Origin of the sequence: Nocardia jejuensis NBRC 103114 (assembly GCF_001613145.1) — a bacterium.
In the GTDB taxonomy this organism is placed as follows: domain Bacteria; phylum Actinomycetota; class Actinomycetes; order Mycobacteriales; family Mycobacteriaceae; genus Nocardia; species Nocardia jejuensis.
Window position 1 is genome coordinate 120,832 of the sequence record NZ_BDBU01000018.1, and the last position, 17,781, is coordinate 138,612.

Below are 17,781 nucleotides of genomic sequence, written 5' to 3' on the forward strand. Positions count from 1 at the left end.
GGTGATCCGACCCTCGAGGCATCCTGAACGGCCGAACGACGACGCGTCCCGCCCGGCCTGAATCCTGACGCGTGCCGTCCGGCCTGAATCCTGACGCGTGCCGCCCGGCCTGAACCCTGACGCGTGCCGCCCGGCCCGAACGCGACGCGCCCCGGACGGCCTGAGCCCACGAGGCGTCCCGCACGGCCTGAAACCTGGAGGGCGGCAACCGAACCCCCGAACGCGACTCGGCCGGTCGGGTCCCGATATCGGGACCCGACCGGCCGAGTCTACGAGCGGCGTGCCGGGGGATTACCCGGGCAGACCCGCCTCGATCGCGCTGATGATGCGCGGCCGCATCTCCGCCGCGCTGATGATCGCGTCCACCGACCCGACCTCCACCGCACGCTGGATGTTGTGCACGCGGTCGAACTCCGCGGCCACCTCACCGAGCTTCTCCGCACGCACCGAGGAGCGCACCTCGTCCAGCTCGGCGAGTATCGCGACACGGTCCGCGCCGGTCGCGTTGGACGCGCGGGCCTCGAGGTCGCGCACGCGCTGATCGGCGGCCGTGCGGGTGTTGACGTCGTTGGAGAACACCACCGCCGCGGCGGGGGCGCCACCCAGCACGGAGGCGAACGAGCCCTCCAGTGCCAGCACTGTCATGTTCGGGTTGAGCGCCTTGGAGAACACCACGAACGCACCGCCGTGGTAGCGCGAGATCACGCAGAACACGATGGGGCCCTGGAAGTTCACGATGGCACGCCCGATTTCGGCGCCGTATTCGAGCTGCAGCTTGCGCATCGACTCCGGAGAGCCGTCGAAGCCCGACAGGTTGGCCAGCACCACCAGGGGGCGGTTTCCGCTGGCCGCGTTGATGGCCCGCGCGGCCTTCTTCGACGAGCGGGGGAAAAGCGTTCCCGCCGTGTAGGTGTCGGGTCCGTCGGTGGAGGGGAAGCCGCGGCGCGGCACGCTCCGGGACTCGATGCCCAGCAGGCACACCGGGATTCCGCCCAGTCGCGCGTCCTGCACGACGGCGGTCTCGGCGTCCGCCATGCCCGCCCAGCGCTCCAGCACCGGATGGTCCTGGTCGGACAGCGCGCGCATGACACTGCGAATGTCGAAGGGCTTCTTGCGATCCGGGTTGGCCGTCGCGGAGAAGATCTCCCCGACGGTGCGGAAGTCGCTGTCCGCCAGATCGTGCGGGAAGCTCGACACGTCGCGATCGACGGGATCGGCGGTGTGCGAGCGACGCGGTGACTGCTCACCCGGGGCCACATAGGTGTGGTCGTAGTGCGACATCAGCACGTTGCGCGCGGCGTGCAGGTTCGGCGCCCAGTACTGCGCCTGACCGTTGGGCCCCATGATCCGGTCGTGGCCGCCGATGCCGAAGTTGTCCTCGGCCGAGACACCACCGGAGAAGTCGAGCGACTGCTTGCCGGTCAGCACCATCGCCGAATCCGGGGTCATCACCAGCACGCCCTTGGTGTGCATGAGCATGGTGGCTTCGGCGTTCCAGTACGGCTGCGCACCGACATTGATGCCCGCGACGACGATATTGATCTCGCCGCCGTCCTGGGTGAACTCGACGATCCGCTTGAGCGCGGCCGCGACCCAGTCCATGTTCTCGGTGCCGGACTTCATCGAGATGCGCGCGCCCGAGGACAACGCGTACCACTCCAGCGGCACCTGCATCTGCTGCGCGAGATCCAGCGCCGCGATCACCCGGCGGCACTCCGGCTCCGAGAGCGCGCCGAGGGATTTGGTCGGATCACCCAGCAGCAGAACGCGGGTCACGCCGTCCGGATGCTGCGGTGTCGCGGTGGTGACCACACCGGCCACGATGGCGGCCGAGTTGTGGCCCTTGGGCCGATTCACCGGCACCAGCACGTGGTCGACGTCGAGGTCGTATTCGGTGAAATCGCCGAGCAGACCGGTCAATTCGTAGGGGTACACGGTGTTGCGGGCACTGGCGCGCAGCACCTTCTGGCGGTACTCGTCGAGCGGCTCGACGGCATCGTCGGAACGCTCGTCGATGGTCACCGAGGTGCCGCCGGTGGCGTCGAAGGCCACGCGCACGGCGACCTTCTTCAGCTCACCGGACTTGGGATCACGATGCCGTGCGATGAGCAGGATCTCCTCCAGCCCCGCCCCGGCGGTCGTGGCCGCCACCCGATCCACGATCGTCTGCAGTTCGGCGCGGGTGATGTCCACCGGCGGCCACACGTACATGACGATGCGGTTGGTGTGGAATCGCTTGGCCGAGGGCCGCAGCGACTGCGCCCGGCGGATCGAGTCCAGGCAGGTCGCGATCGTGGTCTCCGCCGTCGGCAGCGCGAGCAGCCGGCCGTCGTGCTCACGCAGCGACGCCAGGTCGCGCACCTGAGCGAACGCGATGAGCCGCTCGTCGGAGGGGTTCTCCTTGGCCACACAGCGGAACAGGTAGATCTCCTCGTCGTCCGAGGAGGACAGGCGGGTGAGATCGAACTTGCGCAGGCGCGTCATCTGCATGCGCTGCGCGATGTACGGGTGCAGACCGCGGATCAGGCGTTCCTCGGCCATCCCGGTGGTGGAGGGCCGGAAGGTGAAGTGGTGGTGCATGACCGCGCCGCCGCTGCCCGCGACCGTCGCGGTGATCCGGTGCACCTGGGTGGGCAGCGGATACGCGCTGAGCGCCTCCTGCAGGGTCAGGGCCATCGCGTCGAAGTCCTCGGGCTGCTCTTCCCAGCTGAGGTAGATATCGGCCTCGATGGAGGCTCCGCCCTTGGCCAGTCCGGCCAGGCCGCGCACCATGGCATCGAGTGCGTCGAAGCGCACCGCGGCCGAAACCAGGCTCACCCCACGGCGTTCCGCGATCACGAAGGTGCAGCCGCCGACATCCTGGGTGTGGACATCGGACAGGTCCTTGTTGCCGTAGTAGCGGCGGGTCAGGACCTCGAGCATGGCGGTGTTGTCCGCGCTGCCGCGCTCGAGGCGCTGACCGAGCAGACGCACCAGCGGCTCGGTGCTGCGCACCATGTCCGAGATGCGCTCGACGCGATCGGGCGCCTGCGGGTTGGCGTCGAGGTGGCGCAGCTGCTTGCGGACGTTGGTGTAGACGCGAGCGCGGTTGCGCCGCAGCAGCGGCAGGCCGTACCAGGCGTACACCACGCCGCGGGTCAGGTCGGCGACCGCGGGGAATCGCACCTGCGTCGCGGCCACCAGACGCTCGAGCGTCAGGCCGACCGGCTCGCGCAGCGCGCGCTCGGGCACCGGCTCGCGCAGCCACTCACGCAGCAGGGTCGTGATGATCGTGACGGTGTCCGCCGGGCGCTGCTGTGCGAGGAAGATCCGGAACACCGCGGCTTCGAGCTCCGGGGTGCGCTCCAGATCGGTGACGCCGTAATGCCCGAGCGCCTTGGTGAGCTTGGCCTGGTACGCCGCCGGCAGACCGGCCCGCTCCACATCCAGGCTCTGCAGGTAGGTGTGGAAGTACTCGCGGGCACTGTGGACGTGGCTCTGACCGCCGTCCTCCTCCCACGAGCGGTTATGGCTCAGCTCGGCGAGATCGGCGAAGACCTCGAGCAGGCTGAGTTCCTCCGCGAGCGGGCGGCGGTTGTCGGCGACGGCGTCGCGGCGGATGGCGAGGTAGTCCTCGACCACGCGGCGGTCGTCGTGCGGGTCGACGTCGAAGCCGAGCAGCAGGCTGCGCAGATCCTGCTGGCCGCGCGCGATGCGAATGTGCGCCTGCACGGGCGCGACCTCGTCGGCCAGGTCCAGCTCGACCGCTCCGGCCGCCGCGTCCTCGGTGTCCGCGCCGTCCTCGACGATCGGTTCCAGGCGCATCAGCGGTGCGCCGGTCTCGACCTGGGTGCCGACCGAGACGCCGCATTCCTTCAGACGAGCCCGGAACGGTGCGCGCAGAACGGTTTCCATCTTCATGCTCTCGAGCACGAGCACCGGTGCGCCGGCCTCGACCTCGTCGCCGACCTGCAGCGGGGTCGCCACGACCAGCGCGGGCGCGGGGGAGCGCACGACGCCACCCTCGTCACGGCTGATGCGGTGCGTGACGCCGTCGACGTCGACCACGTGCATGGCGCCGTGGGTGCCGGTGATCAGGCGGTAGCGCGCGCCGTTGACGACGATCTGACCGGCATGCCGGTCGAAACGCTCGAGATCGACGTCCGCGGTGCGGATATCGCCGCCCGCCTCGACCCCGACGCGGAAGCGGTGCGCGCCGATGCGGGCCACGCGCACGCGGTAGCCGACGCCGCGCAGTTTCAGATCGCGCGGGCGGCCGCTCTCGTGCTGCACCTGCGGGCGGCCACCGGCGGCGGTGGAGAGCAGCCGGTGTCGTTCGACGCTCTCCTCTTCCTCGTACGCGTCGATGGCGGCGGCGGCCAGCGCGATGGTGGAGTGCTTGTGCGAGACCAGCCGGCCCTCGCCGCGCACGCGGTCGATCCAGCCGGTGTCGGCGCTGGCGTCGAGCACCTCGGGCTGGATCAGCAGGTCGAGCACGAAGCTCTTGTTGGTCGCGCCACCCTCGATCACCACGCGGGTCTCGGTCATGGCGCGACGCAAACGGCCGAGGGCCTCTTCACGATTGCGGCCGTAGGCGATGATCTTGGCGATCATGGAGTCGAAGTCGGCGGGGATGGTGTCACCCTCGCTGACGCCGGTGTCGACGCGAATGCCCGGGCCCGCGGGCAGATCCAGGCGCGCGATGCGACCCGGGGCGGGTGCGAAGTCGCGGTCCGGATCCTCGGCGTTGAGGCGGGCCTCGATGGCGTGGCCGCGCTCGACCGGGGGCGTGCCCTCGAGCCGGCCGCCCTCGGCCACGTGCAGCTGCGCGCGAACCAGGTCGAAACCGGTGGTGGACTCGGTGATCGGATGCTCGACCTGCAGGCGGGTGTTCACCTCGAGGAAGGCGAACTGCTTGTCACCCGGGTGGTAGAGGAATTCCACGGTGGCCGCGCCGCGGTAATCGACCGCGATCGCGAGCCGCTCGGCCGAGGCCTTGAGATCCGCGGACTGCTCGGCGGACAGCACCGGCGACGCGGATTCCTCGATGACCTTCTGATTGCGGCGCTGCACCGAGCAGTCGCGCACGCCGAGCGCCCACGCGGTGCCCTGACCGTCCGCGATCACCTGGACCTCGACGTGGCGCGCGCCCGTGACCAGGCGCTCGAGGAAGACCACGCCACTGCCGAAGGCGCGGGCGGCTTCCTGGCGGGTGCGCTCGTAGGCATCGACGAGGTCGGCCTCGTTGCTGACCATGCGAATGCCGCGTCCGCCGCCGCCGGCGGTCGCCTTGAGCATCAGGGGGTAGCCGATCGAGGCGGCCGACTCGATGGCCTCCTCCACGGTCTCGACGCCGCCGCGGCTCCAGGGCGCGACCGGGACGCCGACCTCTTCGGCGATCAGCTTCGCGCCGATCTTGTCACCCAGCTTGCGCATGGCATCCGGGCTCGGGCCGATGAAGGTGACGCCGATCTGCGCGCAGAGTTCGGCGAACGCCGGATCCTCCGCGACGAATCCCCAACCGACCCAGGCGGAGTCGGCCTCGGTCTCGAGCAGGGCTTTTTCGAGAAGTTTGAGATCCAGATACGGACGTGCGGACGCCGCACCGAGGTCGTAGGCGATATCGGCCTCGCGCACGAACGTCGCGTTCCGATCGACATCGGTATAGAGGGCGACGGTTTCAATCGTGCGACCGGTTTCCGCTGCCAGATCTCGGGCTGCGTGGATGAGGCGCATGGCGGCCTCACCCCGGTTCACGATGGCGATGCGGCTCAACACTCGCCGGCTCCTTCCACTGCACTGGGCCCGGTAGGGCAGGGTTGTGACAACGCGTTGCGCGTAGTCTGCACCTCTATCGCGCGCGGGTACACAGCGTTCCGGGGTTACTGGCACGTATCGTGGGAAATACCTCACGTGTGGGTTGACAATGGTGCGAGAATTCCCCGTTCGTTCGGCTGCTCGTGGTCCGACGGTGCGTCGAGGAAGGTAGTCCGAACGCGGCGGGGGCCTCTGTCGTTGCCCGGCGCTTGCCGGATACATTGACCCGCAAGGTTTCTCTTGTACTCCAGGCTCGTCACGGCGAGCCGTGTCCGATTCGGCGGGGATGTTCGAGCTTCTCCCGGATGCTCACGCCGCAGTGTGGGAGGTGATCTGTGTGCCTGACATTCTCGAAGTACTGCACGCTCGTTGCGCCGAGATCGCGGGCGACGCGATCCTCTCGGGTGAGGAGCACCCGAACCTCACACTGACCACTCACGAGGTCGAGGATCTGCTGAATCTGATCGCCGATCTGCATCACCGGTACGGAGAACTGGACCTGGGCTACCACGATCTCGACGATCGGTACGAGACTCTGCGGCAGGCGGCGGGCAAGGCGGCGCTGTCACTGGAACGCATACGCGCCGCGCTGGAGCAGCGGTCGGCGCATCCGGAAGCCACCGCGCGGCAGGCATTGACGATCGCACGGTACGCGGCGGAGAACCTGGCGGACGCCGGGGTGATCGCGGAGGGATGAATTCGTTCGACGATCTCGGTGCGGCCGTTGCCCTTCCACGGCCGGTGCGCCGGGTCGTATCCCTGGTGCCGTCACTGACCGAGGCGATCGCGATGAGTTGCCCGGGTGTGCTGGTCGGTGCGACGCAATGGTGCACGCACCCCGGTGATCTGGAGGTTGCTCGCGTGCGCGGCACCAAGAATCCGAATTGTCGGGAAATCGTCTCGATCGCACCGGATCTGGTGGTGTGCAACGAGGAGGAGAATCGGCGGATCGACGTCGAGCGGCTGCGGGATGCGGGAATCGCGGTGTGGGTGACCAGGATCCGCACCCTGGACGAGGCGTTCGCGTCCATGACCAGGTTGTTCACCGTGGCGCTGAACGTCCCGGCACCGGAGTGGTTGCGGCAGGCCGAGATCGAATGGGAGGCGCCGCCGTCCGCACCGATGATCGATGCGGTGATTCCGATTTGGCGCGATCCGTGGATGGTCGTCGGACGAGACACGTTCACCGGTGACCTCGCGCGCCGTCTCGGCCTGCGGCTGGTTCATCTGGACCGGCCCGGCCGCTACCCGACGGTGTCGCTGGAAGAACTCACGGAAGGGGTCTCGCTCGCCGTTCTCCCCGACGAGCCGTATCGCTTCACCGAAACCGATGGGCCCGAGTCGTTCCCGGGCCTACCGGTCGCCCTGGTCGAAGGTCGCGGCCTCACCTGGTACGGACCTTCGCTCCGTACCTCACGCGGTGTACTGACCCGTCAACTGTCGCGAGCGTTGGGCAACTCCGGGTAGCTGCGTCTCAGCGCCGGAACACGATCCACCGCATCGCGCTGTACATATAGACGCCCTCACCGAGTCCGCCGAGAATCCGGGCCAGGTGATATTCGACGCCGAGCGCGGACAGGCCGCTGGTCACACCGAGAATGAAGATCAGATAGTTCACCGCGACCACCACCACGTAGATCGCGACCTGCGGTCCCACCGGTGCGTGCGACGCGAAATTCAGCGTCCGATTCAACAGATACGCCAGCCCGAACGCGATCACGTAGGCGACGGTGATCGCGACCGGCAACGCCACTCGCAACACCGTGTGCAGCAGGGTCAGCATCAGCAGATCCGCCGCGAACGTCACCGAACTGACCAGCAGATACCCCACCACGGTCGCCGGCGCCACCCGATCCAACCCGAACGGCAGTCGTGCGGTCACCCCTTCGCACAACGCATGGAACCACCGAACCAGGTGAATTCGTTCAGCCCTCGCAACCTCCCGCACCCCTCGAGGGTCGCATCGAAAAGTGGCATGTAGGTGATCAGTGGGCGAACGATCGTTCGTGAGGTGCCGGGAGTGTGCCGGCGGCTCCGAACCGGCCTGAACCTCCACTCCGAGGACGATTTCGGCGGGAAACCGTCGGTAGGTGCGCGAAAATGGAGCAGGAGGCCGGGTGGCACCTCCCGCACAACGGACACTCCGCACTAGGCACCACCCACAAGCCGTTGCAACGACGCACACCCCGGAGGTCCCCAGGTCGCCTTACCCCCGGGGAGGCCGTGAACCCCCGCGTCACCGATGAGCATCCCCGCAAGTGCGCGCAGGACGGCGTTTCCGCGAGCGCGGCGCAGGGTCGCGGCATCTGCGGTTGGCTGGTAGGCGTCCTGGAAATGATCGTCCGGTCCGTTCGGCAGGAGGATCCAGGCGGAGGCGAGGTCGCAGGCCGGATCACCGGCGCAGAGATCGCCGAAATCGATCACGCCGCTGATGGTGCCCGCGGTGGTGAGGACGTTGGCCGGGTGCAGGTCGCCGTGCAGCCAGATGGGCGGACCGTCCCAGACCGGTGCTGCCACAGCGTCTTCCCAGACCGCGCGAACCGCGTCCGGGGCGGGGACGAGCCCCTTGCCGGTAGTCGAGGCGAGCAGTTTCTCGAAACCGCTCGAATACCGCGCCAACGGTCCGCCGCGGTCCCTGCCTGCGGGTGCTTCGCCGGTGGCCGGTTGGTGCAGCGCGGTCAAGAACGTGGCCAGGATGGCGGCCGACTCGGACCCGTTCGTCACCGGGGCGCGATCGGCGGGTGTGCCCGGCACCCACGTCGTGACGATCCACGGGCGCGGGAACCTCTCGGACGGTTCGCCCAGGCGCTGTGGCACCGGGATCGGGAGCGGAAGCCGCGGTGCGATCCCGGGGACCAGGTCATATTCCTTGTGCAGCAACGCATCCGCGGATTCGGTCGCCCACGGTAGCCGCACGGCGAGCTCATCGCCGACCCGCCAGATCTGGTTGTCCCACCCTCGCGCTCCGAGTCGCACGGTGAGCCCGGCCAGGTCGGGATGCTGCTCTCGCAACAGATCCCGCACCAACTCCGCAGTGACCTCGATATCGGCGTGTGTCATGAGAACCAACGTAATCAGGGCACCGTTACCAGCGGCTCACTCATAGACGCGCTCGATCGCCGGAAGTGCTTGTCGCGATGCGGGTTCGGACGGGGCGGTCGTGGAAGTCGTTACGGAAGGATCGAGTCGACGTAGCCGCCGTCGACGCGCAGGGCGCCCCCGGTGGTGGCGGAGGCGAAGGAAGAACTGAGATAGACCACCATATTGGCGATTTCTTCCGGTTCGATCAAGCGCTGGATCAGCGATTGCGGGCGGTGCGTGCGCATGAATTCGCGCTGAGCCTGATCCCAGGGGAGGGTGCGGTCCACGAGTTGGTAGACGAAGTCCTCGACACCGGCGGTGTGGGTCGGGCCCGCGATGACGGAGTTGACCGTGACCCCGGTTCCGGCGGCGGCCTTGGCGAAGCCGCGGGACACCGAGAGCAGGGCGGTCTTGGAGACTCCGTAGTGGATCATCTCCTCGGGAATCACCACGGCCGAGTCACTGGCGATCTGAATCGCGCGCCCCCAGCCCCGCTCGATCATGCCGGGCAGGTAGGCGCGCAGCAATCGCGTCGCCGCGAGCACATTGACCTCGAGCATCGTGCTCCACTGCTCGTCGGTGATCTCGAATGCGGGCACCGCCCCGAAGATTCCGAGGTTGTTCACCAGAACATCCACGGCGGGAAGCTCTTTCACCAGCCGATCGACTCCGGCGGCGGAGGCGACATCGGCCGTCAGCCCGGAGGCGTCCGCCCCGGTCGCCCGCAGTTCCGCCACCGCCTTCTCGACGCGGTCGGGCGTGCGCCCGTTCACCACGACCCGAGCTCCGCTGCCCGCCAGCCCCGCGGCGATGGCCAGCCCGATGCCCTGGGTGGAGCCGGTGACGAGTGCGGTCTTGCCGGTCAGATCGATCTTCACGAGCGTGACTCCCTCGCAGTTGGGGGACCGCACGGGTGCACGGCGGGTGTGTCCATCGCCGCCGAGTCTATTGTCGCGGCCGGATCAGCTCCCGGATGTGATCCGCGAACCGCACCGCGAGTCTCGCTACAGCAGTTCGACCTCGTCGAATCCGACCGTCAGCTGATGCCGTCGCTCTCGCAGCACGTTGCCCTCGCGATGGGTGAGGCCCTCGCTGAAGTCGATGCGCAGCTCGGCGTTTCGGATGTCGACTTCGCGGACGACGCCGCAGACTCCGACGAAGGGGCCCTCCGGGAAGTGGATGACATCGCCGGGCGCGTATTCGGTGGATCCCACGCGGCCACTGTAATCGACCCGCATTGCCGTGGATGCGCTGTCGCGCGGAAGCGCCGGGTTTCCTGCGTCGACGCGAATTGCCCAGCCGGGTAGACGAATTCGCTCGTTGACGCGCCTGTCTAAGCGGTTTAGCTTAGCTAGAGAAACGATTCACCCGTGAGGGGCCCGCTCGACACCTGAGGGGAGAGCGCGATGACCACCGACTTCGAGGTGCGGAACTATCCATTCGGCGCACCGGTTCGTCTCGACATCCATCCGCTGCTGGCGCGGCTGCGGCGTGAGGAACCGGTAGCGCGGATCCGCCTGCCCTACGGTGGGGACGGCTGGCTGATCACCCGCTACGACGACGTCCGCCAGGTGCTGGCCGATCCGCGTTTCAGCCGGGCGAGGGCAGTCGGTCGGGAGGATGTTCCCCGTGCGACACCCGAACCGCCACGTCCGGATTCGCTGCTCAGCATGGATCCGCCGGAACACACTCGATTGCGCAAACTGGTCGCCAAAGCCTTCACCGGCCGGCGGGTCCAGCAATTGCGTCCGCGCGCCCAGCAGATAGTGGACGAGCGGCTGGACGCGATCGAGAGGGCCGGTGCGCCCGCGGATATCGTGCGGGACTTCGCATTACCGCTGCCTGTCACCGTGATCTGCGAAATGCTCGGCGTGCCCGCCGACGAGCAGCATCGCTTCCGGGATTTCTCGGATGCGATTCTGTCGACCACCGCCTACACCCGCGAGCAGATCACCGCCGCTCGCGCCGAGCTGGAAAAGTATCTGGCGGAGTTGGTCGCGCACCGCCGCGTCGAACCCACCGGTGATCTGCTGGGCGCTCTCGTCGAGGCGCGCGACAACGGCGACCGCCTCAGCGAAACCGAACTCGTCAACCTCGGCATCGGAATCCTCATCGCGGGACACGAGACCACGGCCAACCAGATCGCCAACTTCACCTACGTGCTTCTCACCGAGCCCGAGCAGTGGGATCTGTTGCGGCGCAATCTCGATCTACTGCCGTCCGCCCTCGAGGAGCTACTCCGCCACGTTCAGCTCGGCTCCGGCGGCGCGTTCGCCCGAATAGCCACCGAGGACGTGGAACTCAGCGGCATCACGATCCGAGCCGGCGAGGCGGTGTTCGTCAACACCCAGTCCGCCAACCGCGACGACTCCGTCTTCACCGATCCCGAACATCTCGACCTGACCCGAATCGACAACCCCCACATGGCATTCGGCCACGGCGCCCACCACTGCCTCGGCGCCCAACTCGCCCGCCTCGAACTCCAGGTGGCGATGGGTACCCTGCTGCGCCGCTTCCCGACCCTGCGGCTGGCGATACCGGTCGACGAGGTGCCCTGGAAGACGGGCCTACTCGTTCGCGGTCCCGAGGCGCTGCCTGTCGCCTGGTAGGGCGCAGGGGAGAAGCATCACGTGGCCGGGAGGGCGTCTCCCGGAAAGCCGTGACACGGATGCACCTCGACGGTCATCATCGCGGCTCGCACGCAAGGATCCTCGCTCATGATCTCCGCGGCCGCGTCGGCCGACACCGTCATGATCGCCACGCCCGCCACCGAGTCCGAGGCGACCGGGCACAGCACGGCGATCACTCCGTCCGCACGCAATGACACCATTCGTCGCTGGTGTTCGAGTTCGATCGAGTCCGCGTCGGACCTTCCGCGTTCCGGACCCCACCGCAGCAGCGCCAGACTGAACGGTTTCGCGGTCGCCGCCAGAGCCTGAATCTGCTCATCGGTCACCGTCGTGCCCATCGATACCTCCCGGGATCTGGATGCGCCGGCCCTCGGCAGGCGGTGCCGACCTCCTGGACGGGCCGGTCGAACGCACTGTACTTCCGAGTCGTCCTTCCGGTGCCGAAGCCGATCCTCGGCAGCCTCAGGTTCTCTGGTTCGGCACGGTTGCCGGAACCGGATCCGTCGACCGGGCCCCAGGATTCGGTACGGCCGAATCAGTGCAACTCCTCGCGGATTCGGGTCATCTCGCCGTTGATATTGCGGTCGCGGGCCTCGATGTCTGATGGGTTGCCGGTCGGCTGCGCGCGGGCGATTTGGCCACTTCCACCCCAGCAAACCGGTCTTTTCGGACATTAGCTGGGATGTCGATGTTTTCGTGGTTAGAGTGATCGTCGATCTTGCGTTGGTGGGCTGGCGTCCAGATCGGTCGAGGGGTGGAGGTCCGGGAGTCTTTCGGGTGAAACCGGGCCTCCCTCAACCTCTTCGCAGGGATGAGCCGTGAGAACAGGTGGGGAATCGATGTCGGACATAGAGAAGCTGCTGACCGAAGTCCAGGCCCGATACGGCTCCGTCGACGCGTTCTGCGCGCGACTGCACGCCCTGGTCGAGGACCCCACCATCGAACTGCCCGTGGTCGACCCGTCGTCGACGACCTCGGCTCCGGGGCGGCACCGGCGCATCGACGAGCATCCGGAAGCCGCCTGAGCGCCATTGCCGAGGCGACTACGTGCGAAACGTGAGCGGCGGTGTGGGCGAGTCGCTGAATCCATCCGGTTGTGCGAACCGGCTGTGAAAAGAGAATTCCATGAGGCCGTCCGATCTTCCCCGTGATTCCCGCTTCTACTGCGCGACCGAGCCGTTCCAGGAACAGGGGATACTGCATTTCACTCGTATGTCGGATGTGGTGGAGATCTTCCGACTGGAGAAGAAGGGCGCGTTCACAACGGATTTCAGCTATCTACTCGACTTCGTCGGGGGATTGGGCATGCCGACGCCCGCGCGGCCGCATCTCAATATGCTCTTTCCGTGGACTCAGGGCGATCAGCGGGTGGATGGGTCGCCCGGCAGGCATGCGGTCCTGCACGGGCTGCTCGCTGACTATTTCGGCAGGCGATCCATCGCGGATCTGGAGACGACCGTCCGCGAGCTGACCACGCGGGGCGTGCGCGAAGGTCTCGAGAACGGTTCCGGTGAGTTCGATCTGGTGGAATTCTCCTCGACGCTGTCGTCGCGAGTCGTCTCCTCGCTGCTGGGTTTGCCGCTCGACGTGGCGGCGATCGTCCGGGAGGAGGTGCAGGCCTATGAACGGCGACCGGGGTTCGAGGCGCTCGAGCCGGAGTCGCCCGCGCTGCGAGCGTTCTTCCAGAGGCTGTTCGACCAGGAGCCGGACAGTGGTCTGCTGAGCGATCTTTCGGCCGCCTGCGCCGCGGGGACCATCGATCGGGACGAGCGCGACGCATTGGTGTGGGGCTGCTGGGCGGCCGGGCTGAGCACCACGGCGACGGCCATCTGCCTGCTGCTCGGCCTCGCGGTCGAGTTCGATGTGCTCCACACGGCCGCTGCCGCCGACGATCGCTGGCTCGACGCGGTCGCACACGAGACCCTGCGCTACGCAACCCCTTTCACGCTGGTGCCGATGTACGCCACCCGTGCGGTCACCCTCACCGGTGGTACCGCGCTCAGCGCCGGTCAGCCGATCCACCTCGCGCTGGGCGCGGCCAATCGCGATCCGGCGGTGTTCGGCCTCGACGCCGACACGTTCGAGCCCGCGCGAGCGAACGCCGGCGGGCACATCGCATTCGGTGTGGGGATGCATCGGTGTCTGGGGGACAGCCTGGCTCGTCTCGAGATGCGGACCGCGCTGAGGGAACTCGCACGGAATCTCGGACCGGCGAGAGTGGGTGAATGGCGGCGCGACGCCGGACTGCTTGACCGGGTCGCGGTCGCGCGGCTCGATTTGCGGCCGGGCCACGTCGGCAACGCCGTGGAGTGATGAGGCACGCGTGACTGCGTATGAGCCTGCTGTTCCCCATCCCCTTTTCATTTTATACACGATCCGGGGGCCTCATGAGGAAGCGGGTTGTGGTTCATAATCGCTCGCGAACGCCGAAACCACCAGGTGAGGAGTAGCGAATGAGCTATGTGCTCGGCTTCGAGGAGATCGACCGGACGCGGGTCGCGGTGGTCGGGGGGAAGGGTGCGAATCTCGGTGAATTGTCACGCGTAGAGGGTGTGGAGGTGCCCGAGGGGTTCTGCGTGACAACGGATGCTTTCGTGCGGTTCATGGAGGGCGCACCGGCGATCGAGGGGCGGATCGACGCGCTGTCGCGGGTGGAGCCGGACGATCGGGACGCGATTCGGGTGTCGAGTGCGGAGATCCGGGACGCGATCGAGGAACTCGCGATCCCCGAGGAGGTGGCGGCCGCGATCGTCGGGGCGCATGCGCGCCTCGGTGTGGACGGCGCCTATGCGGTCCGGTCCAGTGCGACGGCCGAGGATCTGCCCACCGCGTCGTTCGCCGGGCAGCAGGACACCTATCTGAATGTGGTGGGACCGGAGGCGATTCTCGAGCATGTCCGGCGGTGCTGGGGCTCGCTGTTCACCGAGCGCGCGGTCACCTATCGGTTGCGAAACGGGTTCGGCCACTCGATGATTCGGATGGGTGTGGTCGTGCAGCGGATGGTGTTCCCGCGTGCGGCCGGCATCGCGGTCACCGCGGATCCCGTCACCTCCGACCGGACGGTCGTCTCCATCGACGCGGGCTTCGGCCTCGGCGAGGCGCTGGTATCGGGCCTCGTGAACGCGGACGTCTACCGGGTGCGCGACGGTGACATCGTCGACAGAACGGTCGCGACCAAGAAACTCCTGATCGAACCGGTGCCGACCGGCGGAACTCGGGTGCGGGAGATCGAGTCGGCCCGTCGCGACGAACCGGTGCTGTCGGATGCGGAGGTGCTCGGACTCGCGCGATCGGCGCGCCGCATCGAAGCGCATTTCGGCAGCCCGCAGGACATCGAATGGTGTCTCGACGGCCCGAATTTCCGCATCGTGCAGAGCCGGCCGATCACCACGCTGTTCCCGATTCCGGTCGCCGCCGATCGCGGGAATCGCGTCTATGTCTCGGTCGGACATCAGCAGATGATGACCGATGCGATGAAGCCGCTGGGGATTTCGGTGTGGCAGCTCACGAGCCGCGCGCCGATGCGCGAGGCGGGCGGCCGACTGTTCGTGGATGTCACCGACATGCTGTCGTCGGCGAAGACCCGCACCGCTCTGGTCGAGGGGCTCGGCACATCCGATCCGCTGATGGGCGACGCACTGCGAATCGTGCTCGATGATGCCGACTTCATTCCTGCTGCGACACAGGAAGACTCGGCCGTCGCCCCCGCCGCGCTGGCCGCTTCCGCCGCCGAGCCGCTCGCGGCCGATCCCGAGATCGTCGCCGAACTCACCGCCGCCGCCGAAGCCTCCATCGCCGCGCTGACACGAGACATCCGGACCGTGTCCGGTCCGGACCTGCTCGATTTCATTCACGCCGATATCCAGCACTTGCAGCGGGTGCTGTTCACTCCGCGCAGTCTGCAGGTGATCACGACCGCGATGAACGCCTCGACGTGGCTCAACGACCGGCTGCGAGAATGGCTGGGGGAGAAGAACTCCGCCGACGCGCTCACCCAATCGGTCCCCGGGAACGTGACCTCGGAGATGGGGCTGGCGCTGCTGGATGTCGCCGATGCCATCCGGCCCCATCCGGCCGTGGTCGCGCACCTGCGGCAGATCGAACAGCACGGTGCGACCGACCACGACTTCCTGGACGAGCTGGCCGGATATCCCGGCGGCGACGAGGCGCGAGCCGCGTTCGACGGCTTCCTCGAGAAGTTCGGCATGCGCTGCGCCGGCGAGATCGACATCACCAGGCCGCGCTGGAGCGAAAACCCGGCCACGCTCGTGCCCACGATTCTCGGCAATATCAAGAACTTCGGGCCCGGAGCGGGCCCGCAGCGCTTCCAGGACGGTCTGCGCGACGCCGAGCAGAACAAGGCGCGGATCCTCGAATGCCTGCGCGCGCTGCCGGACGGGGAGCGAAAAGCTGAGGAGACCGAGCAGATGATCGATCGGGTGCGGACGTTCTCCGGCTATCGGGAGTATCCGAAGTACGCCATGATCGTCCGCTACTTCCTCTACAAACAGGCCCTCATGGGCGAGGCCGGCCGTCTGGTGGCGGCGGACGTTTTGCGCGATCCCGAGGACATCTTCTACCTGCGATTCGACGAGCTGCGCGAGGTGGTCCGCACCCGCAGCGTGAGCGCGGAGCTCATCACCGAACGGAAGGCGGCATTTCGCTCGTACCAGGCACTCACCGCGCCGCGAGTGCTCACCTCCGACGGCCGAGCCCTCACCGGCGCGTATCGCCACCAGGACCTGCCCGCGGGCGCGCTGCCCGGGATGGCGGTGTCCGCCGGAACGATCGAAGGTCGCGCCCGCGTTATCTCGGACATCGCGCAGGCCGATCTCGACCCGGGCGACATTCTGGTCACCGCGTACACCGACCCGAGCTGGACCCCGCTGTTCGTCGCGATCGCGGGCCTGGTGACCGAGGTCGGCGGCCTGATGACGCATGGTGCGGTCATCGCCCGCGAATACGGCCTGCCCGCCGTCGTCGGCGTGGAACACGCCACCAGCCTGATCCGTGACGGCCAGCGCATCCGGGTCGACGGCACGGAGGGATACGTGCAAATCCTGTCACAGCCGGACGAATGAGGCGCACCGTGTGCGCGTGATGAAAGCCGAACCGCTGCCGAACCTTTCGGGTTCGGCAGCGGTCACGGTCATCGTCCCGCGGTGAGCACCACCTTGGCGTTGCGCCCGGGCCGCTCGCTGGCAGCGGCCGCCTCCGCCGCCGATTCCAGCGGGTACGCGGTCTCGACCTCGAGCCGCAGCACACCGCGCGCTGCCATGCCGAGCAGTTCGCCGATCAGGCGTCGTCGCTCGGTGGCGCCGATCTCCTCGATCCGCTTCGAACCCCAGAATCCCTTCACCACAGCCTGTTTGAAGATCATCGTGCCGGTGTTGAGCGTGAGCGGCTGCCCGGACAGCGCCCCGAAGGACACGAGCTCGCCGTGCGGCGCGAGCAGCGAGAGCAGGTCGTCGGCCGCGCGGCCGCCCACCTGGTCCACCGCCCGCACGATCGGCTCGCCACCGCTCATCGCGGCTGCCCGCTCCAGCCAGCCCACCGACCCGGTGTCCACGACCGGCTCGAAACCTATGTCCTGCAACGCTTTCACGGCCTCGGGGCTGCGAACCAGATTGAGCACGTGCAGGCCGCGTTCGCGCGCGAGGGTGTTCAACAACCGCCCCACCGCACCGTTGGCGGCGTTGATCGCCACCCATCGACCGGGTTCCACCGCCAGGTCCTCCAGCAGCATCAAAGTGCTCAACGGCATGGCGAGCAGCTGCCCGGCGGTCTCGTCGGGCACCGCGTCGGGCACCGGCACCACCTGCGTCGCCTTGGCGAGAAACTGCTCGGCCCAGGTGCCGTTCACTCCCGAGACGGTCACCCGCTGACCGGCCTCGAGCCCGGTCACGCCGGATCCGACGGCATCGATCCTGCCGACGGCCTCGGTGCCCGGTATCGCGGGCAGCTCGGGCCGGTAGCCGTACACGCCGCGCACGATGGCCAGGTCGTGATTGTGGATCGGGGACAGGATCATCGCGATCCGAACCTCGTCCGGGCCGGGCTCGGGCACCGCCCGGTCCGCCGCCACCAGCACATCCTCCGGCTCGCCGAACCGATCGATCACAACCGCTCGCATTCGTCCTCCTCAGCCTGCCTCGGATCGGATCGGAACTCAGCCTATCGGTCACGGTGTCCGTCCCGGCGTGACCCGCGCTCGCCGCACGCGCCGATCGGTGTCTGGACAGATGTCTGTCATCGGTTCGGGCCCGTGATAGCG

13 protein-coding genes are annotated in these 17,781 nt (G+C 67.8%); 6 read left to right on the forward strand and 7 right to left on the reverse strand.

Annotation, left to right across the window (positions count from 1 at the left end; genetic code table 11):
* Positions 1-291: 291 nt before the first annotated feature.
* Positions 292-5,757, reverse strand: coding sequence for an ATP-binding protein (locus NJ1_RS14225; protein WP_067693260.1), 5,466 nt, complete (start codon positions 5,755-5,757; stop codon positions 292-294).
* A 376-nt stretch (positions 5,758-6,133) separates the two neighbouring features.
* Between NJ1_RS14225 and NJ1_RS14230 the strand changes: the two genes are divergently transcribed.
* Both NJ1_RS14230 and NJ1_RS14235 read left to right on the forward strand, forming a co-directional pair.
* Positions 6,134-6,493 (forward strand): hypothetical protein, encoded by a 360-nt coding sequence (locus NJ1_RS14230; RefSeq protein ID WP_157573958.1) that lies wholly within the window; start codon positions 6,134-6,136, stop codon positions 6,491-6,493.
* Complete coding sequence (locus NJ1_RS14235; RefSeq protein WP_067693266.1) at positions 6,490-7,263, forward strand: helical backbone metal receptor; 774 nt, start codon at positions 6,490-6,492, stop codon at positions 7,261-7,263. Before NJ1_RS14230 ends, NJ1_RS14235 begins: the two co-directional genes overlap by 4 nt.
* A 7-nt stretch (positions 7,264-7,270) precedes the next feature.
* Here the strand turns inward: NJ1_RS14235 and NJ1_RS14240 are convergent, their stop codons facing one another.
* The 4 genes from NJ1_RS14240 to NJ1_RS14255 form a co-directional block, all read right to left on the reverse strand.
* On the reverse strand, positions 7,271-7,678 hold the full coding sequence (locus NJ1_RS14240) for a GtrA family protein (RefSeq protein WP_339380964.1): 408 nt from the start codon (positions 7,676-7,678) through the stop codon (positions 7,271-7,273).
* 266 nt (positions 7,679-7,944) lie between these two features.
* Positions 7,945-8,856, reverse strand: a complete 912-nt coding sequence (locus NJ1_RS14245) for an aminoglycoside phosphotransferase family protein (RefSeq protein ID WP_067693272.1) — start codon at positions 8,854-8,856, stop codon at positions 7,945-7,947.
* A gap of 110 nt (positions 8,857-8,966) precedes the next feature.
* Entirely contained in the window at positions 8,967-9,755 is a 789-nt protein-coding gene (locus NJ1_RS14250; RefSeq protein ID WP_067693275.1) for an SDR family NAD(P)-dependent oxidoreductase, read from the reverse strand.
* 126 nt (positions 9,756-9,881) lie between these two features.
* Positions 9,882-10,091, reverse strand: a complete 210-nt coding sequence (locus tag NJ1_RS14255) for a hypothetical protein (RefSeq protein WP_067693278.1) — start codon at positions 10,089-10,091, stop codon at positions 9,882-9,884.
* Positions 10,092-10,283: 192 nt separating this feature from the next.
* Here NJ1_RS14255 and NJ1_RS14260 point away from each other — a divergent pair, with 192 nt between their 5' ends.
* Positions 10,284-11,486, forward strand: coding sequence for a cytochrome P450 (locus NJ1_RS14260; protein ID WP_067693281.1), 1,203 nt, complete (start codon positions 10,284-10,286; stop codon positions 11,484-11,486).
* 17 nt (positions 11,487-11,503) lie between these two features.
* Here NJ1_RS14260 and NJ1_RS14265 read toward each other — a convergent pair whose 3' ends face one another.
* The gene (locus NJ1_RS14265; protein WP_067693284.1) at positions 11,504-11,845 is read right to left on the reverse strand and encodes a hypothetical protein; all 342 of its coding nucleotides are present in this window, start codon (positions 11,843-11,845) and stop codon (positions 11,504-11,506) included.
* Between the two features lie 501 nt (positions 11,846-12,346).
* On the opposite strand from NJ1_RS14265, the gene NJ1_RS14275 reads away from it, so the two are divergent.
* From NJ1_RS14275 to rph, 3 genes are all read left to right on the forward strand, one after another.
* Positions 12,347-12,532, forward strand: a complete 186-nt coding sequence (locus NJ1_RS14275; protein ID WP_067693291.1) for a hypothetical protein — start codon at positions 12,347-12,349, stop codon at positions 12,530-12,532.
* 100 nt (positions 12,533-12,632) lie between these two features.
* Positions 12,633-13,820 carry a cytochrome P450 gene (locus NJ1_RS14280; RefSeq protein WP_067693293.1) on the forward strand — a complete coding sequence of 396 codons (1,188 nt, stop codon included), beginning with the start codon at positions 12,633-12,635 and terminating at the stop codon, positions 13,818-13,820.
* A 140-nt stretch (positions 13,821-13,960) separates the two neighbouring features.
* Positions 13,961-16,588 (forward strand): rifamycin-inactivating phosphotransferase, encoded by a 2,628-nt coding sequence (rph, locus tag NJ1_RS14285; protein ID WP_067693296.1) that lies wholly within the window; start codon positions 13,961-13,963, stop codon positions 16,586-16,588.
* Positions 16,589-16,656: 68 nt separating this feature from the next.
* Here rph and NJ1_RS14290 read toward each other — a convergent pair whose 3' ends face one another.
* Complete coding sequence (locus tag NJ1_RS14290; RefSeq protein WP_067693298.1) at positions 16,657-17,640, reverse strand: zinc-binding dehydrogenase; 984 nt, start codon at positions 17,638-17,640, stop codon at positions 16,657-16,659.
* Positions 17,641-17,781: the final 141 nt, after the last annotated feature.